16 protein-coding genes are annotated in these 21,961 nt (G+C 68.1%); 12 read left to right on the top strand and 4 right to left on the bottom strand.

From position 1 onward, the window contains the following. The first annotated feature begins 69 nt into the window (after positions 1-69). The gene (locus ACQ1W9_RS16480) at positions 70-1,965 is read left to right on the top strand and encodes an ABC transporter ATP-binding protein (protein WP_431024326.1); all 1,896 of its coding nucleotides are present in this window, start codon (positions 70-72) and stop codon (positions 1,963-1,965) included. Here ACQ1W9_RS16480 and ACQ1W9_RS16475 read toward each other — a convergent pair. From ACQ1W9_RS16475 to ACQ1W9_RS16465, 3 genes are all read right to left on the bottom strand, one after another. Beyond that, entirely contained in the window at positions 1,962-2,741 is a 780-nt protein-coding gene (locus tag ACQ1W9_RS16475; protein ID WP_431024325.1) for a molybdopterin-binding protein, read from the bottom strand. The two genes, ACQ1W9_RS16480 and ACQ1W9_RS16475, sit on opposite strands and share 4 nt — an antisense overlap. After that, positions 2,725-3,618: a cytochrome b/b6 domain-containing protein gene (locus ACQ1W9_RS16470; protein ID WP_431024324.1), complete on the bottom strand. Its 894-nt coding sequence runs from the start codon at positions 3,616-3,618 to the stop codon at positions 2,725-2,727. The genes ACQ1W9_RS16475 and ACQ1W9_RS16470 overlap by 17 nt, the downstream gene beginning before the upstream one ends. Before the next feature lie 93 nt (positions 3,619-3,711). After that, entirely contained in the window at positions 3,712-4,029 is a 318-nt protein-coding gene (locus ACQ1W9_RS16465) for a hypothetical protein (RefSeq protein ID WP_431024323.1), read from the bottom strand. Between the two features lie 208 nt (positions 4,030-4,237). Between ACQ1W9_RS16465 and ACQ1W9_RS16460 the strand changes: the two genes are divergently transcribed. The 5 genes from ACQ1W9_RS16460 to ACQ1W9_RS16440 all read left to right on the top strand — a co-directional run bounded on the left by ACQ1W9_RS16460 (position 4,238) and on the right by ACQ1W9_RS16440 (position 10,384). Continuing rightward, positions 4,238-4,987: a response regulator transcription factor gene (locus ACQ1W9_RS16460; RefSeq protein ID WP_431024322.1), complete on the top strand. Its 750-nt coding sequence runs from the start codon at positions 4,238-4,240 to the stop codon at positions 4,985-4,987. Continuing rightward, positions 4,984-6,471 carry a sensor histidine kinase gene (locus tag ACQ1W9_RS16455; protein WP_431024321.1) on the top strand — a complete coding sequence of 496 codons (1,488 nt, stop codon included), beginning with the start codon at positions 4,984-4,986 and terminating at the stop codon, positions 6,469-6,471. Before ACQ1W9_RS16460 ends, ACQ1W9_RS16455 begins: the two co-directional genes overlap by 4 nt. Before the next feature lie 139 nt (positions 6,472-6,610). Then, a complete protein-coding gene (locus tag ACQ1W9_RS16450) occupies positions 6,611-7,573 on the top strand; it encodes an ornithine cyclodeaminase family protein (protein ID WP_431024320.1) in 963 nt (320 codons plus the stop codon). Positions 7,574-7,658: 85 nt separating this feature from the next. Beyond that, entirely contained in the window at positions 7,659-9,125 is a 1,467-nt protein-coding gene (gene nhaC, locus ACQ1W9_RS16445; protein ID WP_431024319.1) for a Na+/H+ antiporter NhaC, read from the top strand. Further along, positions 9,122-10,384 carry an NAD(P)/FAD-dependent oxidoreductase gene (locus ACQ1W9_RS16440; RefSeq protein WP_431024318.1) on the top strand — a complete coding sequence of 421 codons (1,263 nt, stop codon included), beginning with the start codon at positions 9,122-9,124 and terminating at the stop codon, positions 10,382-10,384. Before nhaC ends, ACQ1W9_RS16440 begins: the two co-directional genes overlap by 4 nt. A gap of 78 nt (positions 10,385-10,462) precedes the next feature. Here the strand turns inward: ACQ1W9_RS16440 and ACQ1W9_RS16435 are convergent, their stop codons facing one another. Beyond that, a complete protein-coding gene (locus ACQ1W9_RS16435; protein ID WP_431024317.1) occupies positions 10,463-11,302 on the bottom strand; it encodes an AraC family transcriptional regulator in 840 nt (279 codons plus the stop codon). A 119-nt stretch (positions 11,303-11,421) separates the two neighbouring features. Between ACQ1W9_RS16435 and ACQ1W9_RS16430 the strand changes: the two genes are divergently transcribed. The 6 genes from ACQ1W9_RS16430 to ACQ1W9_RS16405 all read left to right on the top strand — a co-directional run bounded on the left by ACQ1W9_RS16430 (position 11,422) and on the right by ACQ1W9_RS16405 (position 21,947). After that, positions 11,422-11,571 carry a hypothetical protein gene (locus ACQ1W9_RS16430; RefSeq protein WP_431024316.1) on the top strand — a complete coding sequence of 50 codons (150 nt, stop codon included), beginning with the start codon at positions 11,422-11,424 and terminating at the stop codon, positions 11,569-11,571. A 114-nt stretch (positions 11,572-11,685) separates the two neighbouring features. After that, a complete protein-coding gene (gene putA / locus ACQ1W9_RS16425) occupies positions 11,686-15,351 on the top strand; it encodes a bifunctional proline dehydrogenase/L-glutamate gamma-semialdehyde dehydrogenase PutA (RefSeq protein ID WP_431024315.1) in 3,666 nt (1,221 codons plus the stop codon). A gap of 202 nt (positions 15,352-15,553) precedes the next feature. Further along, positions 15,554-16,423, top strand: a complete 870-nt coding sequence (locus ACQ1W9_RS16420; protein WP_431024314.1) for a carbon-nitrogen hydrolase family protein — start codon at positions 15,554-15,556, stop codon at positions 16,421-16,423. Between the two features lie 187 nt (positions 16,424-16,610). Continuing rightward, positions 16,611-18,083, top strand: coding sequence for a biotin carboxylase (locus ACQ1W9_RS16415; RefSeq protein WP_431024313.1), 1,473 nt, complete (start codon positions 16,611-16,613; stop codon positions 18,081-18,083). 47 nt (positions 18,084-18,130) lie between these two features. Then, positions 18,131-19,129 carry a C45 family peptidase gene (locus ACQ1W9_RS16410; RefSeq protein WP_346062664.1) on the top strand — a complete coding sequence of 333 codons (999 nt, stop codon included), beginning with the start codon at positions 18,131-18,133 and terminating at the stop codon, positions 19,127-19,129. Positions 19,130-19,169: 40 nt separating this feature from the next. Beyond that, positions 19,170-21,947 (top strand): aminotransferase class I/II-fold pyridoxal phosphate-dependent enzyme, encoded by a 2,778-nt coding sequence (locus tag ACQ1W9_RS16405; protein WP_431024312.1) that lies wholly within the window; start codon positions 19,170-19,172, stop codon positions 21,945-21,947. The last annotated feature ends 14 nt before the right edge of the window (positions 21,948-21,961 follow it).

Genomic DNA, 21,961 nt, shown 5'->3' with positions numbered 1-21,961 from the left:
AGGTTTTACCCTGCCAGCCAACCCCGGGCAAGTCGGGCCCGGGATCGTTAACGCAACCGGACTGCTGCCATGTTTCGCTACTTCGAGACCCTGGTGAATCCCTATCCTCCGGAGGAGGCCGGCACGCCTCCCCGCGGGCTCTTCGCCTTTATCCTGCACTTTTCGCGGCCGGTGCTGCCCCTGCTGCTCGCCATGTCGCTGTTCACCGCCCTGGTCTCCGCCGCCGAAGTGATCTTCTTCGGCTATATGGGCGAGCTGGTGGACTGGCTGGCCGACGCCGAACGCGAGGGCTTCTTCGCCGAATACGGCTGGCGCCTGGCCGGCATGGCGGCGCTGGTGGTGGTGGGCCTGCCGCTGCTGACCCTGCTGCAAGCCCTGGTGACTCACCAGGGCATCTTCGGCAACTACCCGATGATCGGCCGCTGGCTGGCGCACCGCCATATGCTGGGGCAGAGCCTGGCCTTCTATCAGGACGAGTTCGCCGGCCGGGTCTCCCAGAAGGTGATGCAGACGGCCCTGGCGATCCGCGAGACGGTGATGAAGCTGATGGATCTGATGGTCTATGTGCTCGTCTACTTCGCCGGCGCCATGCTGCTGATGGGCCAGGCCGAGCCCTGGCTGATGCTGCCGCTGGTGCTCTGGCTGGTCGGCTATATCGCCATCATGTGGATCTTCGTGCCGCGGCTGCGGGCGGTGTCCATGGCCCAGGCCGATGCCCGGGCGGTGATGACCGGTCGCATCGTCGACAGCTACAGCAACATCCAGACCATCAAGCTGTTCGCCGACACCCGTCGCGAGCAGGCCTATGCCCGCGACGCCATGGAGGGCTTCATGGCCACCGTGCATCGCCAGATGCGCCTGGCCACCGGGCTCACCGTGAGTCTGACCCTGCTCAACTCCCTGCTGCTGGCCGGGGTCGGGGTCATGGCCATCGGCGCCTGGTACCTGGAGGCGGTGTCGCTGGGCATCATCGCCGTGGCCATCGCCCTGGTGATGCGTATCCGCTTCATGTCCAACTGGATCCTCTGGGAGGTGGCCGGGCTGTTCGAGAACATCGGCACGGTGCAGGACGGCATCAATACCATCGCCCGGGAGCCGGCGGTCAAGGACGCGCCCGGGGCCACCGAGCTCGAGGTGCCGAGCGGCGAGATCCGTTTCGAGGCGTTGCGCTTCGGTTATGCGCGTCCCGATGGCGAGGGGGTACGGGTCTTCGACGGCCTCGACCTGAGCATCGCCCCCGGCGAGAAGGTGGGGCTGATCGGCCGCTCCGGGGCCGGCAAGTCGACGCTGGCCAACCTGCTGCTGCGCTTCTACGACCTGGAGGGGGGACGCATCCTGATCGACGGCCAGGACATCGCCGGGGTCACCCAGGAGTCGTTGCGCCAGCGAATCGGCATGGTCACCCAGGACACCTCGCTGCTGCATCGCTCGGTGCGCGACAATATCCGCTACGGCAGTCCCGAGGCCAGCGAGGCGGCGATCGAGGAAGCGGTGCGCCGCGCCCATGCCGACGCCTTTATCGATGAGCTGGTGGACCTCAAGGGGCGCCGCGGCCTGGATGCCCATGTCGGCGAGCGGGGCGTCAAGCTCTCCGGCGGCCAGCGCCAGCGCATCGCCATCGCCCGGGTGCTGCTCAAGAACGCGCCTATCCTGGTGCTCGACGAGGCCACCTCGGCGCTGGATTCCGAGGTGGAGGCGGCGATCCAGGAGCAGCTCTACACGCTGATGGAGGGCAAGACGGTGATCGCCATCGCCCACCGCCTCTCCACCATCGCCATGCTCGACCGCCTGGTGGTGATCGACGAGGGGCGCATCGTCGAGACCGGCACCCACCAGGAACTGTTGGCCCGGGATGGCCTCTACGCCGCCCTGTGGCGGCGCCAGTCCGGCGGCTTCCTGGGGCTGGATATCAATGGCGAGGCGGCCGAGCCGGCGGCAGGGGCCACGGCACAGGCCGAGACCTAGATGCCGGCCCACCATTGATAGCCGCGATCCTCCCAGTACCCCCCTCGGCCACGGCCGAGGGAGGCGAAGTTCTCCACCAGCTCGATACGCATCACGTACTTGGCCATCTTGTAGCCGAGCTGGCGTTCCGCCCGCAGCCGCAGCGGGGCGCCGTTGGCGATGGGCAGGTCGGCGCCGTTCAGGTCGTAGGCCAGCAGCGTCTGCGGGTGATAGGCCTCGAGCATGTCCAGGCTCTCGTAGTAGGGATCGCCGCCGCGGTAGCGGTCCGCGCAATGAAAGACCACGAAGCGTGCCTCGTCGCGGACGCCCGCCCGGGCGAGCAGGTCGCCGAGCACCACCCCCGTCCACTGGCCGATGCAGCTCCAGCCCTCGACGCAGTCGTGTCGGGTGATCTGGGTCCGCGACGGCAGGGCCTTGAGCTCGGCCAGCGACAGGGAGAGCGGCGTCTCGACCAGGCCGTCGATGGTCAGGCGCCAGTCGCGGAAGCCATCGGCCGCCAGGCGCCGGTACGCCGCGTCGTCGGGGTTGGTGGTGCCGTTGGCGCGAAAGGTCGGAGCGATGTCGGCGGGCGAGTACTCCCGGGCCAGGGCCTGGCGGGACGCCAGCAGGCGCTGGACGCGCTGGGTCAGGGCGCTGCCGGTGTCGAACACCTGGTGCATGGCGTCGCTGCGTGTCAGCCGGTCGCAGCCGGCCAGCAGCAGGGTGCCGCCGGCCAGGGCCGCGCGGGTCAGGAAGCGGCGGCGGCGGAGATCGGTCGGTCTAGGTGTCCTGTTCATCGCGGGCCTCCTCGCTGGGGTCGGGGATCGGGTCGGGGGGAAGCACGTAGCGCCCGGTGATCATCGAGCGCAGGTTGTTGGCGACGCCGGAGACCAGCACCAGGGCGACATGGATCAGGAAGAAGCCGAGCAGGGCCAGGGCGCACAGGAAGTGCAGGGTGCGCGCGCTCTGGCGACCGCCGAAGACATCCAGCAGCCAGGGCCAGGCGGCATCCAGGGTCGGCGACATGGTCAGGCCGGTGAGCACCACCAGCGGGAGAATGACGAACAGCACCAGCAGGTAGGCCAGTTTCTGCAGCAGGTTGTAGTGACGGGCTTCCTCGCCGGTGGGGAAGCGTAGCCGCAGGTGCTCGCCCAGGGTCTGGCCGAGGCGTCGCCACTCGTCACGGCGTGGCAGCAGGCGCCGGCGCAGGTGGCCGCCGATCACCAGGTAGAGTAGATAGGCGATCAGCAGGGGCGCGAAGATCCAGCCGGCCAGGAAGTGCCACTGGCGTCCCGCCGACAGCCAGCGCGGACCGGGCAGGGTGGCCCAGGCCGGGAAGGCGCGTCGCTCGCGGGCGTCGACGGGACCGGAGATGCCCAGCACTCCGGTGGTGTCGAATCGGTAGCCGCCGAGCTGGGTGATGCCGCGCCACTCGCCCTCCTCGCCGCGCATGGCTCGGATCGACAGGGCCGGGGCGTCGAAACTCGAGTCCTTGCCCCAGTACAGCGCCGGGTGAGCATTGAAGATCTGCAGGCCGCTCATCAGCAGTACGATCAGGCAGATGACGTTCACCCAGTGCCAGAGGCGCGTAAAGCGCGTATGCCGCCGGATAACGGTCGGCGCCGGGTCGCCATCGCGGGTGGCGGGCCGGGTGAAGACGGTCGGGAATCGCATGAATCACCTCCCGGGGAGAGGTCGGCCGATGCCCTTCACATAAGCCTTGCGCGAAATGCTCAGGCGAGAGGCAGCGGCCGACGGGGCCGAGCCTCACATGGCGTCGTCGCTTTCCATCATGGCGTCGCCTTCCTCCATCATGGAATCTTCCTCCATCATGGCGTCGCCCTCCTCATGCATGGCGTCGTCTTCCTCCATCATGGAATCTTCCTCCATCATGGCGTCGCCCTCCTCGTGCATGGCGCCCTCTTCCATCATGGTGCTCTCCTCCATCATCTCGTCGCCGGCCATGGGGTCGTCCGCCAGGGCGACGCCCGGCAGCAGCAGGGCGCCACCGAGCAGGGCAGCGAGCAGGGCGGCGAACAGGGTGGTCTTGAAGGGCTTGAGCTCAAAGGGGGTAAGCGTGTGCATCGTCGGATCCTCCGTTCGGGAATCGGCCGCCGGCGGATTGCCGATCGGCAAGGGCTAGGCTAGCCGGGCGCCGGGGGCGATTCCTCACGGAAGCGTCACGTGGGCGATCGGGTTTCGTGATAGTTTCGAGAGGGTTTCGTGATGCAGCCCAGCGGGCCGCCCGTTAGGGTGTCAGGGTGAGAAGAGCGGCCTGGGCAGGAGTCTGGCGATGAGCTATCGAATCCTCTGTGTCGAGGACAATCCCGAGATCGGCAAGCTGCTCACCGAGTCGTTGGCGACGGCGGGCTATGCCTGCGACTGGGTGCGCGACGGCGAGGCGGCCCTGGCGCTGCTCGGCGCCGAGGCCGCGGGCGTTCGCTATGACCTGGTGACGCTGGACCTGATGCTGCCCGGGGTCGACGGCCTGGAAGTGTGCCGCCGCCTGCGCCGGCAGGACAACCAGACGCCGGTGCTGATGGTCACCGCCAAGGCGGCGATCCGCGACGTGGTGGTGGGGCTCGAGATCGGGGCCGACGACTATGTCACCAAGCCCTTCGCCATGCCGATCCTGCTGGCGCGGATCCAGGCCCTGTTGCGCCGTGGCCAGCGCCAGGTGCCCGGCGACGACGGCATCGTCGCCACGCCGCCGCTGGTCTGCGGCCCCCTGGTCATCGATACCGACCGGCACCGGGTCCTCCTCGATGACCGGCCGATCCAGCTCACCGGCAAGGAATTCGCGCTGCTCTCGCTGTTCGCTCGTCATCCCGGACGCAGCTTCAGCCGCGGCGAGCTGCTCGATCACGTCTGGGGCGAGGAATTCGACGGCTACGACCACACCGTGAACACTCATATCAACCGCCTGCGCAACAAGATCGAGGCCGACCCGGCCAGGCCGCGTTTCATCCAGACCGTCTGGGGGGTGGGCTATCGTTTCGCCGAGACGCCGGAGCCGTCGCCCGCCCCCGGTGAGGGCCCATGAGCGGCCTGCTACGCCGTTGCGGACGGCTGGGCCGCAGCCTTTATGCACGCATCGCGCTGGTCTACCTGAGCAGCCTGCTGCTGCTCTGCGTGGCCACCGCCTGGATCGCCATCAGCCAGTTCGACCAGCTCGGCCGCGAGCTCCAGCAGCGCCTGGAGGTCGACCTCGCCGACAACCTCGCCCGAGTCATGCAGCCGGCGCTGCGCCAGGGCCTCGATAGCCCCGCCGCCCGGGACATGGCCCGGCATATCGTCTCGATCAATCCCTCGCTGTCGCTCTATGTGCTCGACGAAGGGGGGTGGGTGATCGCCGATTACGCCGAGCCGGCCTGCGGCCTGGGGCGGCGGGTGGACCCCCAGGCGCTGGAGACCCTGCTGGGCGACGAGCCGATGCTGCCGGTGCTGGCGCTGTCGCCCTGCGGACGGCAGCCCGGGGTGTTCTCCGTGGCGCGCCTTCGCCTCGGCGAGCCGGATGGCACCGGTGGCCCCCCGGGTTATCTGTATGTCGACCTGGACAACGCCAGCTATGCCTCGATGGTGGCCATGGTGCGCACCAGTTCCATCCTCCGCACCCTGGTGGCCGCCGGCCTGATGGCGCTGCTGGTGTCCGGGGGCTTCGGCCTGGTGTGGTTCGCGCTGTTGACCCGGCGCTTCTCGCGCCTGACCGCGGCGGTGCAGCGCTTCGCCGACGGGGACCATGGCCAGCGCGTCGCCACCCCCGGCGACGACGAGCTGGGTCGCCTGGCCCGCGCCTTCAACGACATGGCCGGGACCATCGAGGCCCAGCTCCGGGCACTGCAGGAGACCGACCATCAGCGCCGAGAACTGGTCGCCAACCTGTCCCATGACTTCCGCACCCCGCTGACCTCGCTGCGCGGCTATGCCGAACAGTTGCTGAGTGGGGAGGGCGTCGACGAGGAGCGCCGGCGGATGCTGACGGCGATCCTCGACAATACCGACCGCCTGACCCGCCTGGCCCAGCAACTCTCGACCCTGGCGCGCCTGGATGCCTACGACAAGCCGCTGCGACGCGAGCCCTTCTCGCTGGCCGAACTGGCCCACGACATCGTCGGCAAGTTCCAGCACCAGGCCCGCCAGGCCGGCGTCTCGCTGACGGTGGACTGTGACCCGGCCTTGCCCCGGGTCGATGCCGACCTGGGGCTGATCGACCGGGTGCTGTCCAACCTGATCGACAATGCCCTGCGTGCCACGCCGGCCGGGGGCCGGGTACGCATCGTAGCCGGCACTCGGCCGGAGGGCGTGCGGCTGGCGGTCATCGACGGCGGCGTGGGTATCGCCGAAGACGAGCTGCCCCTGGTGACCCAGCGTTTCTACCGCACCCGGGCCAGCCTCGTCAGGGGCGACGGCTCGGGGCTGGGACTGTCGATCGTGCGCGAGATCTGCGAGCGCCACGGCGCGGCATGGAAGATCGACAGCACCCTGGGGGAGGGCACCGAGGTCAGCGTTATTCTGCCCTACGCCTGAGGAGGGACGGCGCCGCCCCCGGTGAAGCTTACCCGGTGAGCTGAAAGGAGTCTGGGGCAACGATTGCGGAGCCTCGGTCAAGGGGGGGCGGGGGCGTCGCCGTAGACTGAGTCTATCGCCCAACCAATCGGAGACCGTCATGTACCTCGATGCCGATCAAGTGATCCAGGCCCTGCCCTGGTCTGCCCTCGTGGAGGCCCTGGATGACGTCTTCACCCAGACGGTGCACTCGCCGGTGCGCCATCATCACCATCTCCAGGTGCCCGGCGACCCGGATGCCACCCTGCTGCTGATGCCGGCCTGGATCGAGGGCCAGTACCTCGGGGTCAAGCAGGTCAACGTCTTCCCCGGCAACAGTGCCCGGGGCCTGCCCGGTCTCAGCGGCCATTACCTGCTGAGCTGCGCGCGTACCGGCCACCACCTGGCCCAGTTCGAGGCCAACGAGCTGACCGCCCGGCGCACGGCGGCCGCTTCCGCCCTGGCGGCTCGCTACCTGGCCCGCGAGGATGCCAGCGAGCTGCTGATGGTCGGCACCGGGCGCATGGCCCGTCGTCTGATTCCGGCGCACCGGGCGATTCGGCCGATCCAGCGGGTGCGCATCTGGAACTTCCGTGAGACCTCGGCCCATGCCCTGGCGGAGGAGCTCCGCGCCGAGGGAATCGACGCCGAGGCGGTACCGGAGAACGGCCTGGCCGAGGCCGCCGGTCGGGCCGATATCATCAGCTGCGCCACCCTGAGTCGCGATCCGCTGATCCGGGGCGAGTGGCTGTCGCCCGGCACGCACCTGGACCTGGTCGGCAGCTTCACGCCCTTTATGCGCGAGGCCGACGACGCGGTGATGCGCCGCGGGGCGGTCTTCGTCGATACCCGCGAGGGCGCCATGAGCGAGACCGGCGACCTGATCGATCCGCTGAAGTCGGGTGTCATCCAGGCGTCCGATATCCTGGCCGATTTCCCCGACCTGTGCGGCAAGCGCCATGCCGGCCGCAGCGCGCTCGAGGATCCCCAGCAGGCCATCACGGTGTTCAAGTCGGTGGGCGCCTCGGTGGAGGACCTGGCGGCGGCCATCCTGGCCTACGAGCGCTGCGCCACGCCGTCCTGAGTGGAGGGCGGGCCGCTTCAGTTCCTCGACTCCTGACACAATGACAACAGGGTGGGGCATACCCCGCCCGGGAGTGTTACGCAAGATGAAAGACGACGCCGTCCCCGAGATCCCCGTGCCGAGCCTGCCGTTGGCCTTGATTCCCATCGTGCTGACCATCGCGCTGCTCGGCGTGCAGATCTTCTACTACGACGACTTCACCCCGCATATCCCGCTGGCCATCGGCTTCGCCATCACCGCCCTGGTGGGCTGGCTGCAGGGCTATCGCTGGAAGGACATCGAGGCCGGCGCCTTCAAGGTGCTGCACGTGGCGATGCCCTCCATCGGTACCCTGATCATCGTCGGCATGCTGGTCGGCACCTGGCTCGCCAGCGGCACCGTACCGATGCTGATCTATCTGGGCCTCGAGATGATCGACCCGAGCTGGTTCCTGGCCGCCGCCATGCTGATGTGCTCGATGGTCTCGCTGTCCATCGGCTCCTCCTGGACCACCGTCGGCACCGTGGGCCTGGCGCTGATCGGTATCGGCGATGCCTTCGGCGTGCCCATCTACTGGACCGCCGGGGCCGTGGTCTCCGGGGCCTTCTTCGGCGACAAGATCTCGCCGCTGTCCGATACCACCAACCTGACGCCGGCGGTCACCGAGACCAATATCTTCGAGCATATCCGCTACATGATGCCGACCACCGTCCCCGCCATGCTGATCGCCCTGGCGATCTACTGGGTCGTCGGCGGCGCCGAGGCCGGGGTGGGGCATTCCCTCGAGCGCATCGAGGTTATCAAGCAGGGGCTGGCCGACAACTTCGCGATGGGCGTCTGGCAACTGCTGCCGCTGGTGGTGGTCATCGGCCTGGCCTTCTTCAAGGTGGCGCCGATCCCCGCGCTGTTCACCGGGGTGATGCTGGGCGGCGTCGTCGCCATCCTGACCCAGGGGGCGTCCTTCCATGATGCCCTGACCTTCGCCCACGGTGGCTATTCCATCGCCACCGGCAGCGAGACGCTGGATAGCCTGCTCAACCGCGGTGGCGTCACCTCGATGACCTGGGTGGTGACCCTGATGATGTTCGCCCTGGCCTACGGCGGCGCCCTGGAGCGCACCCGCTGCCTGGAAGCCATCGTCGGGACCATCATGAAGCGTCTCAAGAGCTTCCGGGGGCTGCAGACCAGCGCCATCCTGACCTCCATCACCACCAACGTGGTATCCGGTGACGTCTACCTGTCCATCGCCCTGCCGGGGCGCATGTACAAGCCCGCCTACGACCAGATGGGCTACTCGCGGCTGAACCTGGCCCGGGCCATCGAGGAGGGCGGCACCCTGGTCTCGCCGCTGGTGCCGTGGAACGCCGGCGGCGCCTTCGTGATGGGCGCGCTGGGGCTGAGCGTGGCCGGGGGTGACTTCAGCCAGCTGCTGTATATCCCGCTGGCCTTCGCCTGCTGGCTGTCGCCGGTGATCGGCATCCTCTATGCCCAGCTGGGCTGGTTCTCCCGGCGCGCCGAGCCCGAGGAGGCCGCCGCTGCCCAGCCCATACCCGCGGTGGAGGAACGCGAATGACCCGAGGTGAAGGCGGGGATCGCATCGCGGTGATCGGTGCGGGTGTCATCGGCATGACCACCGCGCTGGCCCTGCAACGCCAGGGGCATAGGGTCAGCGTGCTCGATCCCCGGGGGCCGGGGGAGGGGGCCTCCTACGGCAACGCCGGCTTCCTGGCCACCGAGCTGATCGATCCCTTGTCGACGCCGGCCACCCTGCGCAAGGCGCCACGGCTGTGGCTCGACCCCCACGGGGCCCTGGCCCTGCCGCTGCGTTACCTGCCGCGGCTGGCGCCCTGGCTGATGCGCTTTATCGCCGCCGCCCGTCCCGCCCGGGTCGCCAAGGGGCGCCAGGCACTGGCGGCCCTGAACGGGGCGGCGGTGGCCGCCTGGCGGCGCTGCCTGGCCGATATCGGCGCCGAGGAGGAGTTGCTGGCCTCGGGGTATCTGCTGGTCTGGGAATCCGGGCGGGGCCGGGCGGCGGCCAAGGCGCAGATGGCCCACCTGCGGCGCTGGGGATATGAGGTGGAGTGGCTCGAGGCGGCGGCACTCCGCAGGCGCGAGCCGGGACTGACGGGGGAGCTGAGCCACGGGCTCTACTTCCCCGGTGCCCACCAGGTGCGCGACCCCTATGCCCTGGTGCGGCGCCTGGCCGAGGTCTTCGAGGCCCGTGGCGGCGAGTTGCGCCGGGTGCGGGTGAGCCGGCTGGAACCCCGTGGCGAAGGCGTGCGCCTGCATACCGATGCGGGGGAGTGGAACGCGGATCGGGTGGTGGTCGCCGCGGGGGCCTGGAGCCACCACCTGGCCAAGAGTCTCGGCTTGTCGATCCCGCTGGAGACCGAGCGCGGTTATCACCTCACGCTGCCCCAGCGCGGCCAGGCGCTGCGTCAACCGGTGGGCTCGGCGGAGCGCCGCTTCGTGATGACGCCGATGCGTTGTGGCCTGCGGGTGGTCGGTTTCACCGAGCTCGGTGGCCTGGCGCTGTCGCCGGTCGAGCGCCGCTACGCCTCCCTGCGCCATCATGCCGAGGCGCTGCTGAGCGATCCCAGCGGCCTCGATAAGGGCGCCGAGGAGTGGATGGGCTTCCGCCCGACCCTGCCCGATTCCCTGCCGGTGATCGATACCCATCCGGACTACCCGGCGGTGCACTTCGCCTTCGGCCATCAGCACCTGGGGCTGACCCAGGCGGCGATCACCGCCGAACTCGTCGGCGCCCTGGTGAGGGGGCAGCCCCCCGCGCTGGACCTCGAGCCTTATCGGGTGACGCGTTTCCAGCGCTGAAGGCGGCCACGCCGAGCCGCCCCATCGTGGTCCGGCGTGACGCTTGCTCTTCTTTCTCGCTGGCGGGTGCGGGCGACCCTATGACATCCGGCCAGGCAGGGACGTCGCGCTGACCCCATCCGGATCCATGGCGCTCTTGCGCTCCTCACTCGGTGAATAGCCCATCCTGCGCCGATAGGCCCGGGAAAAGCTCGACACCCCGGAGAAGCCCAGGTCGAAGGCGATCTCACTCACCCGGCGCGGCGTCTCGCGCAACCAGAAGCGCGCCCAGAGCAAGCGACGGTTCATGACATATTGCTGCGGGGTGACGCCGAAATCGCGCAGGCAGAGCAGGTGGAGTTGGCTCTGGCTGAGATGGCAGGCATCGGCCAGCAACTGGTTATCGGGGGGCATCGTCAGGCGCTCGTCGATCAGGCTATCGAGCAGTGTCGCGGAGAGTCGCCCCTGGCCTCGGGGCTGCGTACTCCCCAACGCCAGTAGCTCACTGAGCTGGCTGACGAACAGGATCGCCAGTTGGTGGTTGAGGAGGGCGGACTGCGCCGTGGACTTGTCCGCCTTCAACTGGCGGGTGGCCAGCTCCACCATGGGGATCAAGGTGGGCGGCAGGCTGAGGGTCCTGGGCGTGGTAAACAGGGACTCGCGCAGCTGCAGGGAGCAGCTCTGCTCCAGTGAGGCCAGGCAGGGGTCATCGGTGTCGAGATCGATGACCAGGACCTCGCAGCTGTCGTCGCTGCCGCGGAAAAGATGACGCTCGCTGGGCGGCAGGATCGCCGCCTGGCCCAATTCGAGATGCTCTCCGCCGGGGCTGAATTCAATGTCCAGGACGCCGCGCCAGCCCAGCAGCAGTTGCGGATAGGAATGGCAATGCTCTCCCGAGTGGCGTGCAATGCGGTTGCAGCGAGCCAGGGTCTGGGACATGGGGTTTCCTCGGGCAACAAGATGCGGAGTCTCGAGCAACGTCTCGGGAGTCTGGGTCAAGAGTCCGGTTGAGGCTCTGCCTAGACTGGGGGTATCAGCAACGTTGAAACGAGGTTGGCATGAATCTCGACGCCGGGCAAGCGACCGCGGCGCGACCCCGGGAGGCCCTGAGTGGCGTCGGCGGAGGTACCGCCAAGGGCGAGATCATCCAGTTCCAGGGCATGGGCATGGCCACCGAGGAACTCGGTGCCGGCATCCCGGCGGCGTAGACGGTGGGCGCAACCCGAGTCGGGACGCCTAAGCTACATACATGGCCTTCGCAACAACGACAACCTCCGAACCGGCGCATCGACACCGTGTCTCGGGTAGCAAGGAGATCGATTATGAGCGACGTAACCAGGCGCCACCCTGACACCCTGAGCGAGTCACGGGCGCGCGTCCGCGCCCACTATGCGGTCGACGAGGCCACGGTGTTGCGTGGGCTGGTCGAGCGTATCAGGCTGTCGGAGGAGGATCGCCGCAAGGTGGCCGAGGTCGGCGCCCACTATGTGGAACGCGTGCGCCAGGAAACCTCGCCCTCGATGATGGAGGCGTTCCTGGCCGAATATGGGCTCTCGACCGCCGAGGGCGTCGGCCTGATGTGTCTGGCCGAGGCGCTGCTACGGGTGCCCGACGCCGAGACCATCGACGACCTGATCCACGACAAGATCGAGCCCTCCGACTGGGGCGCGCACCTGGGCAAGTCGTCCTCCTCGATGGTCAACGCCTCGACCTGGGCGCTGATGCTGACCGGCAAGGTGCTGGACAACGATCCCAAGGGGCCGGTGCGGGCGCTGCGCGGCCTGGTGCGCCGGATGGGCGAGCCGGTGGTGCGCACCGCGGTCGGTCAGTCGATGAAGGTCCTCGGCCGCCAGTTCGTGCTCGGCCAGACCATCGAGGAGGGCATGAAGCAGGCCCGCGAGCTCGAGAAACAGGGCTACACCTACTCCTACGACATGCTGGGCGAGGCGGCGCGGACCGACGCCGATGCGCTGCGCTATCACCAGGCTTATGCCAGGGCGATCGCCGCCATCGCCAAGCAGGCCAAGGGCGACGTGCGTTCCAGCCCCGGCATCTCGGTGAAGCTCTCGGCGCTGCATCCGCGCTATGAAACCACCCACCGCGACACGGTGATGAGTGAGCTCGTCCCGCGCGCCCTGGAACTGGCCAAGCAGGCGGCCAAGGCCAATATCGGCTTCAATATCGACGCCGAGGAACAGGACCGGCTGGACCTGTCCCTCGACGTGATCGAGGCGCTGCTGGCCGACCCCGACCTGGCCGGCTGGGACGGCTTCGGGGTCGTGGTGCAGGCCTACGGGCGCCGCGCCGCGCCGGTGATCGAGACCCTCTACGACCTCGCCGAGCGGCTCGACCGCAAGATCATGGTGCGGCTGGTGAAGGGCGCCTACTGGGACACCGAGATCAAGCTGGCCCAGGAGATGGGCGTCGAGACCTTCCCGGTCTTCACCCGCAAGGTCAACACCGATGTCAGCTACATGGCCTGCGCGCGGCTGCTGCTCGAGCGGCGCGACCGCATCTATCCGCAGTTCGCCACCCACAACGCCCATACCTGCGCCGCCGTCGTCGCCATGGCCGGCGACGACAAGGACAGCTACGAGTTCCAGCGCCTGCACGGCATGGGCGAGTCGCTGCACCACATCGTCAAGCAGACCGAGGGCACGCGTTGCCGGATCTACGCCCCGGTCGGCGCGCACCGTGACCTGCTCGCCTACCTGGTGCGCCGGCTGCTGGAGAACGGGGCGAACTCCTCGTTCGTCAACCAGGTGGTGGACGATTCGATTCCCCCCAGCGAGGTCTCCAAGGACCCGGTGGCCGAGATGCGGCGCCTGGGCGATGCCATCGCCAGCCCATCGATCCGCCTGCCCGGCGAGCTCTTCGCCCCCGAGCGCAAGAACTCCCGCGGCTTCCGGATCAACGAACCCGCCTCGATCCTGCCGCTGCTGACGGCGCGTGAGACCTTCGCCGACGCCACCTGGACCGCCGCGCCCATGCTGGCGGGAAGCCCGGCACCGCAGGGCCCGGCCCGCGACGCCCTGTCCCCCGCCGACGGCTCGCGCCTGGTCGGCCGGGTGCATGAGGCGACCCCGGCCGAGGTGGCGGCCGCCCTCGACGCCGCCCAGGACGGCTTCCGCGACTGGTCGGCATGGCCGGTGGCCGAGCGCGCCGAGGTGCTGCGCCGCACCGCCGATCTCTACGAGGAGCACATCGCCGAGCTGACCGTGATCGCCACCCGCGAGGCCGGCAAGATGATCCTCGACGGCATCGCCGAGGTGCGCGAGGCGGTGGACTTCCTGCGCTACTACGCCAACGAGAGCGAGCGGCTGGAAATGGAAGCGCCCGGCAGCCCCCGCGGCGTCTTCGTCTGCATCAGCCCCTGGAACTTCCCGCTGGCCATCTTCACCGGCCAGATCGCCGCGGCGCTGGCGGCCGGCAACGCGGTGCTCGCCAAGCCCGCCGAGCAGACGCCGCTGATCGCCGCCCGCGCCGTCGAGCTAATGCGCGAGGCCGGCTTGCCGGAGGCGGCGCTGCAGTTGCTGCCCGGCGACGGGCCGACGGTGGGCGGGCCGCTGACCAGCGATCCGCGGATCGCCGGGGTCTGCTTCACCGGCTCGACGGAGGTGGCGCAGATCATCCACCAGGCCCTGGCGAAGAATGCCGGGCCGGATGCGGTGCTGATCGCCGAGACCGGCGGGCTGAATGCCATGATCGTGGACTCCACGGCGCTGACCGAGCAGGCGGTGCGCGACATCCTGATCTCGTCCTTTCAGTCGGCCGGCCAGCGCTGCTCGGCGCTGAGGATGCTGTATGTCCAGGAAGAGGCGCGGGAGCGGCTGCTGACGATGCTCGACGGCGCCATGGACGCGCTCGCCATCGGCGATCCCTGGAACACCGACACCGACGTCTCGCCGGTGATCGACGCCGAGGCCCAGGCCGACATCGGCGCCTATGTGGCGGCGCAGCAGAAGGCCGGCAAGGTGCTGAAGACGCTGCCCGTGCCGGAGGTCGGCACCTTCGTCACCCCGGCCGTGGTCGAGGTGGGGGGCATCGGGGATCTCGAGCGCGAGATCTTCGGCCCGATCCTGCACCTGGCCACCTTCAAGGCGCGGGACATCGACAAGGTGGTCGACGCGATCAATGAGCGGGGATACGGCCTGACCTTCGGCCTGCACACCCGCATCGACGACCGCGTGCAGCAGATCGTCGAGCGCGTGCATGTCGGCAATATCTACGTCAATCGCAACCAGATCGGCGCCATCGTCGGCTCCCAGCCCTTCGGCGGCGAGGGCCTGTCGGGCACCGGCCCCAAGGCCGGCGGCCCCCTCTACGTCAACCGCTTCCGCCGCACCGCCGCCGCCGAGCATCACGAGGCCCCCCGGGGCGAGGCCGTGGCCCTCGGCGAGCTCCAGGCGGCCCTCGATGGCCTGGACCCGCGCAACTGGGCGGCGCGACCCGACCGGGTCGAGGTGCTGCGCCGCGCGCTCTCCGGCAAGCGCGGGGTGATCCGCAAGGCGCTCGCCGAGACCGCGGCCCTGGACCTGACGCCGCAGACGCTGCCGGGGCCGACGGGGGAAAGCAACCGCTTGTCGATGTACCCCAAGGGCCCGGTGCTGTGTCTGGGGCCGACCCTCGAGATCGCCGTGGCCCAGGCGGCGCAGGCGCTCGGCGTGGGCTGTGCGGCGGTGCTCGTGGCTCCCGGCGCTGCGCAGGCCGTGCGGCCGCTGATCGAGGCCGGGGCGCCCGTCGCCGCCCTCGATGGCAGCGTCGCGGCCGAGACGCTGAGCACGGTCCAGGGCATCGCGGCGGTGGCCGCCGCCAGCGCCGGCGACTGGACCCGCGAGCTGCGCCTCGCGCTCGCCCGGCGCGACGGCCCCATCGTGTCGCTCGAGACCCAGGCCATCGCACCGGAACGCTATGTGCTGGAACGTCACCTGTGCATCGACACCACCGCCGCGGGCGGCAATGCCAGCCTGCTGGCGACGGCCGAGTGACCGAGCCGGGGCGGCCCGCTGCGGTCGCCCCGGCTCCGGACTCTCATCGTTTATTATTCTGTACGGGCATGGGATAAAGTTGACATGAGGTGAGGCCATGACTCACCGCTGCCGGGCGATCCCTCCGGCGTTGAATCCGATGGCGCCGGCCGCTTGGACCTAGCCTGAATGATTCGAGATCGCCCCATATAGAGAGACCGCCATGTCCTACTTCACGATTGCCGGGGTTCAGATGCACGCCCTCCACCATGGCGATAATACCGAGGCCATGCGCCTGCGCATCGATGCCCTGATGAGCCGCTTCCCCCAGGTACAGATGGTGCTGTTCAGCGAGCTGATGCCCATGGGGGCCTCGCCCCACCACGCCCAGCCCCTGCCCAGCAATGCCGAGGCGATGTTCTGTCAACTGGCCGAAAAGCATCGCATCTGGCTGATTCCGGGCTCGATGTTCGAGCAAGTGGAAGGCGCCACCTACAATACCCTCTCGGTGATCAACCCCCAGGGTCAGGTGGTGGCACGCTATCGCAAGATGTTCCCCTTCCGTCCCTACGAGGCCGGCGTGGAAAGCGGTAGCGAGTTCGTCACCTTCGACGTGCCCAACGTCGGCCGCTTCGGGGTCTCGATCTGCTATGACATGTGGTTCCCCGAGACCACCCGCACGCTCGCCGCCATGGGCGCCGAGGTGATCCTGCACCCTACCATGACCGATACCATCGACCGCGATATCGAGCTGGCCATCGCCCGCACCAATGCCGCGGTCAACCAGTGCTACTTCTTCGATATCAACGGCGCCGGCGCCATCGGCAACGGCCGCTCCATCGTGGTGGGGCCTTCCGGTGACGTGATCCACCAGGCCGGCACCGGCGAGGAGATCATGCCCATCGAGGTGGATCTCAACCGGGTACGCCGCGAGCGCGAGACCGGCCTGCGCGGCCTCGGTCAACCGCTCAAGAGCTTCCGCGACCGGCGCGTCGATTTCTCGGTGTACCGAACCGAGAACGGCACGCCGCCCTTCCTCGACACCCTGGGGCCGCTCGCCAAGCCACAGCGCATCGATATCGAGGAGTACTGACTCGCCATGGACAGGCGCCCACGGAACCACGGAATGAGGACTTCCCATGCTGACCCGAATCCTTGATGCCCTGCGTCGCCTGTTTGCCCCGTCCACGGGCGCCGGTTCCTCCGGCGCGTCCTCGTCCGAAGGGCCCGCCTCCGCCGAGGGAGTAGGGGCCCCCGCCGACTCTCAGGGAGTGACAACAATGACCAAGATCACCTCCATCGCCGACGTCCGCCGCCACTTTCGTAACAACAAGGAGCCCATCTACTTTATCTCGGCCACCAACTTCAACCTGCTCGGTATCGGTGACTGGGTGGGCGCTTTCCGCCATATCAACTACATCGACTGCTTCGAGGGGCGCCAGCGCAACGTCTTCGTGCCCCGGGAGAAGTTCCCCCGCGACTTCGAGAGCATCGAGGACATCAACAACTACCTGCTCGAGCACAAGGAGGTCATCGACTTCATCCAATCCCGGGCCGACGGCGACAACGCCGGCGTGGCCGCCTTCCTGATGTTCGACGAGCACACCGAGGAAGTCTGCGAGCAGTTGGGGCTGCGCGTCGCCTTCCCGCCGGCGGCGCTGCGCTCGCGGATGGACAACAAGATCGAGACGGTGCGCATCGGCAACAAGGCCGGCGTGCCCAGCGTGCCCAATGTGCTGGCCAGGGTGGGCAGCTACCAGGAACTCTGCGAGGTGAGCCAGGAGCTGGGCAGCGACCTGGTGGTGCAGACCGCCTTCGGCGATTCCGGCCATACCACCTTCTTCATCGCCAGCGAGGACGACTACTACAAGCATGCCGAGGAGATCGAGGCCGAGCCCGAGGTCAAGATCATGAAGCGTATCAACTGCCGCGGCTCGGCCATCGAGGCCTGTGCCACCCGCTGCGGCACCGTGGTGGGGCCGCTGATGACCGAACTGGTAGGCTTCAAGTCGCTGACCCCCTACAAGGGCGGCTGGTGCGGCAACGAGATGTTCGCCGGGGCCTTCACCCAGGAGGTGCGCGACAAGGCCCGCGAGTACACCTTCAAGTTCGGCGAGGCGCTGCGCGAGGAGGGCTACCGGGGCTACTTCGAGCTCGATTTCCTGATCGACATGGACAACGGCGAGGTCTACCTGGGCGAGCTCAACCCGCGGGTCACCGGCGCCAGCTCGCTGACCAACGTGGCGGCCTTCGCCCACTCCGACATCCCGCTGTTCCTCTTCCACCTGCTGGAGTTCTCCGAGCTCGACTTCGACCTGGATATCGACGAGATCAACGAGCGCTGGTCGCACCCCGACAGCGTCGACAGCTGGAGCCAGCTGGTGATCAAGCACACCGACGAGAGCGTCGACCTGCTCACCGCGGCGCCGGCGTCCGGCGTCTGGCGCATGAACGACGACGGCAGCATCGGCTATGACCACTACAGCTATCATCCCCACGCCGCCGAGAACGACAAGGAGGCCTTCTTCCTGCGTATCAGTGGCACCGGCGACTTCCGCTACGAGGGCGCCGACCTCGGCATCCTGATTACCCGCGGGCGCTTGATGGACGACGATTTCCAGCTCACCGAGCGGGCCCGCGCCTGGATCGACGGCATTCGCGGCCAGTACGCCGGCCAGTCGCTGCAGGACCCGGTGGTGCAAGAGGTCGCCGTGAGCCACGCCGTCGGCGGCGGTAACTTCAAGATTCTCTGAGTGGGGGTGCGGCCCCGCCGCCCGGGGGTGGCGAGGCGGAGAACGCCATGGACAAGACGCTGGTTTTTCGCACCGTGCACGAGGAGGCACCGGGCCCGAAGTGGCAGTCGCTATTCGACTACCACTGGCCGGCCTACGAGCGGTGGTACCTGAGCGAGGGCGAGCGCGAGCGGCCGGGGTATCTGGCCTGCTACAACGCCCTGCGCCGTCATATGCCGGAGCTGCTGGACACCTATCGAACACTCTGCGAGTTGGCCGGTGGCGGGGATCTCAGCTCGCGACTGCTCAGCCTCTATCGTCCGCCGGCCTATATCACCGGCTGCTCCCAGGCGGTGCTGGCCCGGCCGGGGGCGACGGTACTGGCGCGCAACTATGACTACCCGCCGGAGCTGTGCGAGGGCAGCATCCTGCATACCTGCTGGAACGGCCGGCGGGTGATCGCCATGTCCGACTGCCTGTGGGGCGTGCTCGACGGCATGAACGACCGGGGGCTCGCCGTGTCGCTGGCCTTCGGTGGGCGCAAGGTGGTCGGTGACGGCTTCGGCGCGCCGATCATCCTGCGCTATATCCTGGAGTTCTGCGACAGCGTGCCCCAGGCCGCCGAGGTACTGGCCCGGGTGCCGACCCATATGGCCTACAACATCACCGTGGCCGACAGCGCCGGGCGCTACGTCACGGCGATGATCGCCCCGGATCACCGCGCCAGCATTCGGCGGGTGCCGGTGGCCACCAACCACCAGAAGAAGATCGAGTGGTATGCCCATGCCCTGGCCTCGGAGACGCTGATTCGCGAGCGCCAGCTGTCGATCCTGGTCAACGACGCGGCGACCACCGAGGAGCGCCTGGTCTCGGCCTTCTTCTCGCCGCCGCTGTTCCGGCATGACTACGGCCGCGGCCTGGGCACGGTCTATACCGCCGTCTACCGGCCCGTGGCGGGGCGCGCCCAGTTCCACTGGCCGGGCCTGCACCTGGACCTGACCTTCGACGACTTCCCCGAGGAACGGATCACCGTGCGCTATGGCACGCGCGAATTCTATCCCGGCTGAGCCCGAGCACCGCAGAACAACGACTTAGAGGGGTGTCGCCATGCAAGAATCGACGCAAACCGAAACGCCCTATACCGCGCTGGGCTTCTACCACAAGATCTCCCAGCTGCGCGCCGATACCTGGAACGCCCTGAAGCGTGACCTCGGCATCCTGGTGAGACTGGACGACGAGAGCCGGACGAAGAACCTGATCAAGGCCATCGACGTCAAGCTGACGCGGCTGGAGATCGTCGAGGACTACCATGCCTTCCCCTCCAAGGAGGACTTCCGCCATCTCTGGACGCTGTTCGACCGCGAGGAGTACGTGCTGCTGGAGAAGGTGGTCAAGCGCCTGGTGCGGGCGCTGATCAGCGAATCCTACCGGCGTCGCCACGTCGACCTCAGCGAGACCGACGCCGACGCCGAGGACCTGGAGGCCCTCGACGCCCTGGCCCAGCTCAGGCGCGGCCACCCGGCCTCGAACAGCTCGGCCCAGCCCTACTTCGAGCTGCTGATCGTCGACAACCTCTCGACCCAGGAGGAGGAGGTGGTCCGCGAGGCCTTCCGCAACATGCGCCGTCCCGAGGACAGGTTCGTCTACGACGTGGTCACGGTACGCAGCTTCGAGGACGCGCTGATCGCGGTGCTGGTCAACCCCAATATCCAGGCCTGCCTGATCCGCTACGAGTTCCCCTACAAGTCGAAGTACAACCTCAGCGCCCTGCGCAACTACCTCGAGGGCCTGTCGGAGAAGGAACTGGAGACCCAGACCGAAGCCGAACGCAGCATCCTGCTGAGCAGCATGATTCACGAGCTGCGCCCGGAGATCGACCAGTTCCTGGTCACCAGCGGTGACGTCGAGGCCACGGCGAGCCAGGATATCCGCTACTTCAACCGCATCTTCTACCGCGAGACCGACTACATCGAGCAGCACCACACCATCCTGCGGGCCATCGACAGTCGCTACCGCACCCCCTTCTTCGACGCCCTGCGCGAGTACAGCAAGAAGCCCACCGGGGTCTTCCACGCCATGCCCATCTCGCGGGGCAAGTCGGTGACCCGCTCCCACTGGGCCGGGCAGATGATCGACTTCTACGGCATCAATATCTTCCTCGCCGAGACCTCGGCCACCTCCGGCGGGCTCGACTCGCTGCTGCAGCCCTACGGGCCGATCAAGAAGGCCCAGGAATACGCCGCCCGGGCCTTCGGCGCGCGGCAGAGCTTCTTCGTCACCAACGGCACCTCGACGGCCAACAAGATCGTGGTGCAGGCGCTGGTCAAGCCCCGCGACATCGTGCTGGTCGACCGCGACTGCCACAAGTCGCACCATTACGGCATGGTGCTGGCCGGGGCCCACGTCAGCTACCTGGACTCCTATCCGCTCAACGACTACTCCATGTACGGCGCCGTGCCGCTGCACGAGATCAAGAAGACCCTGCTGGCCTACCAGCGCGCCGGCCAGCTCGACCGGGTGAAGATGCTGCTGCTGACCAACTGTACCTTCGACGGCGTGGTCTACAACGTGCGCCGGGTGATGGAGGAGTGCCTGGCGATCAAGCCCGACCTGGTGTTCCTATGGGACGAGGCCTGGTTCGCCTTCGCCACCTTCAACCCCACCTACCGGCCACGCACCGCCATGCACGCCGCCCGGACCCTGCGCGATCGCTATCGCAGCGAGGCCTACCGCGCGGAGTATGCGGCCTGGAAGGCCGAATTCGACCGGCTCGACCCCGACGATGACGCCACCTGGCTCGATCGCCGGCTGCTGCCCGACCCCGATGAGGTGCGCATCCGTACCTATGCCACCCACTCGACCCACAAGACCCTGACCTCGCTGCGCCAGGGCTCGATGATCCATGTCTGGGACCAGGACTTCCGCCAGAAGGTCGAGGCGCCGTTCCATGAGGCCTACATGACCCATACGTCGACCTCGCCCAACTACCAGATCGTGGCGTCGCTGGACGTGGGCCGGATGCAGGCGGAGATGGAGGGCTTCGAGCTGGTGCACGCCCAGGTCGAGACGGCGCTGTCGCTGCGCGAGCAACTCTATACCCAGCCGCTGCTGCAGAAGTACTTCCGGGTGCTCAAGAACAGCGACATGGTGCCCGCGGCCTACCGCGAGTCGGGGGTCGAGTCCTACTACGACCCGGTGACCGGCTGGAACCAGATGGAGGAGGCCTGGGCGCGGGACGAGTTCGTGGTCGACCCGACCCGGGTAACCATCGCCATCGGCGCGACCGGGGTCGACGGCGACACCTTCAAGAACGACTACCTGATGAACAAGTACGGCATCCAGATCAACAAGACCTCGCGCAACACCGTGCTGTTCATGACCAATATCGGCACCTCCCGGGGCGCCATCGCCTACCTGCTCGATGTGCTGATGAAGCTGGCCAAGGAGTTCGACAGCCGCTGGGAGGACAGCAGCCGGCCGGAGCGCAAGATCATCGAGCACCGCGTGCACTCCCTGACCCAGGAGCTGCCGCCGCTGCCGGACTTCAGCCGCTTCCATGACGCCTTCCGGCAGTGCACCGAGACGCCCGAGGGTGATATTCGGCGGGCCTATTTCCTGGCCTACGACGAGGAGAACACCGAGTACCTGCGCTTCGACAACGGCGAGCTGCAGGCCGAGATGCGCGGTGGCCGTGACGTGGTCTCGGCGAGCTTCGTGATTCCCTACCCGCCGGGCTTCCCGGTGCTGGTGCCGGGGCAGGTGATCAGCGAGGGGATCCTGGCCTTCCTGCAGGCGCTCGACGTGACCGAGATCCATGGCTATCGACCCGAACTCGGCCTGCTGGTGTTCGCCGAGTCGGCCCTGGCCGTCCCGCCGGGCGACTGAGGCGCGCCGGGCGA

The organism is Halomonas sp. H5 (genome assembly GCF_050613175.1).
GTDB classification, from domain to species: Bacteria; Pseudomonadota; Gammaproteobacteria; order Pseudomonadales; family Halomonadaceae; genus Bisbaumannia; species Bisbaumannia salifodinae.
Note: the sequence above shows the minus strand (reverse complement) of the source record. Positions and strands in the feature narration are given on the sequence as shown.

Excerpts from the sequence above, each read along its gene's own strand:
- ACQ1W9_RS16420 (WP_431024314.1), top strand. The coding sequence starts at position 15,554 with ATGTCCTACTTCACGATTGCCGGGGTTCAGATGCACGCCCTCCACCAT.
- ACQ1W9_RS16405 (WP_431024312.1), top strand. The coding sequence starts at position 19,170 with ATGCAAGAATCGACGCAAACCGAAACGCCCTATACCGCGCTGGGCTTC.
- ACQ1W9_RS16460 (WP_431024322.1), top strand. The coding sequence starts at position 4,238 with ATGAGCTATCGAATCCTCTGTGTCGAGGACAATCCCGAGATCGGCAAG.
- ACQ1W9_RS16475 (WP_431024325.1), bottom strand. The coding sequence starts at position 2,741 with ATGAACAGGACACCTAGACCGACCGATCTCCGCCGCCGCCGCTTCCTG.
- ACQ1W9_RS16430 (WP_431024316.1), top strand. The coding sequence starts at position 11,422 with ATGAATCTCGACGCCGGGCAAGCGACCGCGGCGCGACCCCGGGAGGCC.
- ACQ1W9_RS16450 (WP_431024320.1), top strand. The coding sequence starts at position 6,611 with ATGTACCTCGATGCCGATCAAGTGATCCAGGCCCTGCCCTGGTCTGCC.
- ACQ1W9_RS16415 (WP_431024313.1), top strand. The coding sequence starts at position 16,611 with ATGACCAAGATCACCTCCATCGCCGACGTCCGCCGCCACTTTCGTAAC.
- putA (WP_431024315.1), top strand. The coding sequence starts at position 11,686 with ATGAGCGACGTAACCAGGCGCCACCCTGACACCCTGAGCGAGTCACGG.
- ACQ1W9_RS16410 (WP_346062664.1), top strand. The coding sequence starts at position 18,131 with ATGGACAAGACGCTGGTTTTTCGCACCGTGCACGAGGAGGCACCGGGC.
- ACQ1W9_RS16470 (WP_431024324.1), bottom strand. The coding sequence starts at position 3,618 with ATGCGATTCCCGACCGTCTTCACCCGGCCCGCCACCCGCGATGGCGAC.
- ACQ1W9_RS16455 (WP_431024321.1), top strand. The coding sequence starts at position 4,984 with ATGAGCGGCCTGCTACGCCGTTGCGGACGGCTGGGCCGCAGCCTTTAT.
- ACQ1W9_RS16480 (WP_431024326.1), top strand. The coding sequence starts at position 70 with ATGTTTCGCTACTTCGAGACCCTGGTGAATCCCTATCCTCCGGAGGAG.
- nhaC (WP_431024319.1), top strand. The coding sequence starts at position 7,659 with ATGAAAGACGACGCCGTCCCCGAGATCCCCGTGCCGAGCCTGCCGTTG.
- ACQ1W9_RS16435 (WP_431024317.1), bottom strand. The coding sequence starts at position 11,302 with ATGTCCCAGACCCTGGCTCGCTGCAACCGCATTGCACGCCACTCGGGA.
- ACQ1W9_RS16440 (WP_431024318.1), top strand. The coding sequence starts at position 9,122 with ATGACCCGAGGTGAAGGCGGGGATCGCATCGCGGTGATCGGTGCGGGT.
- ACQ1W9_RS16465 (WP_431024323.1), bottom strand. The coding sequence starts at position 4,029 with ATGCACACGCTTACCCCCTTTGAGCTCAAGCCCTTCAAGACCACCCTG.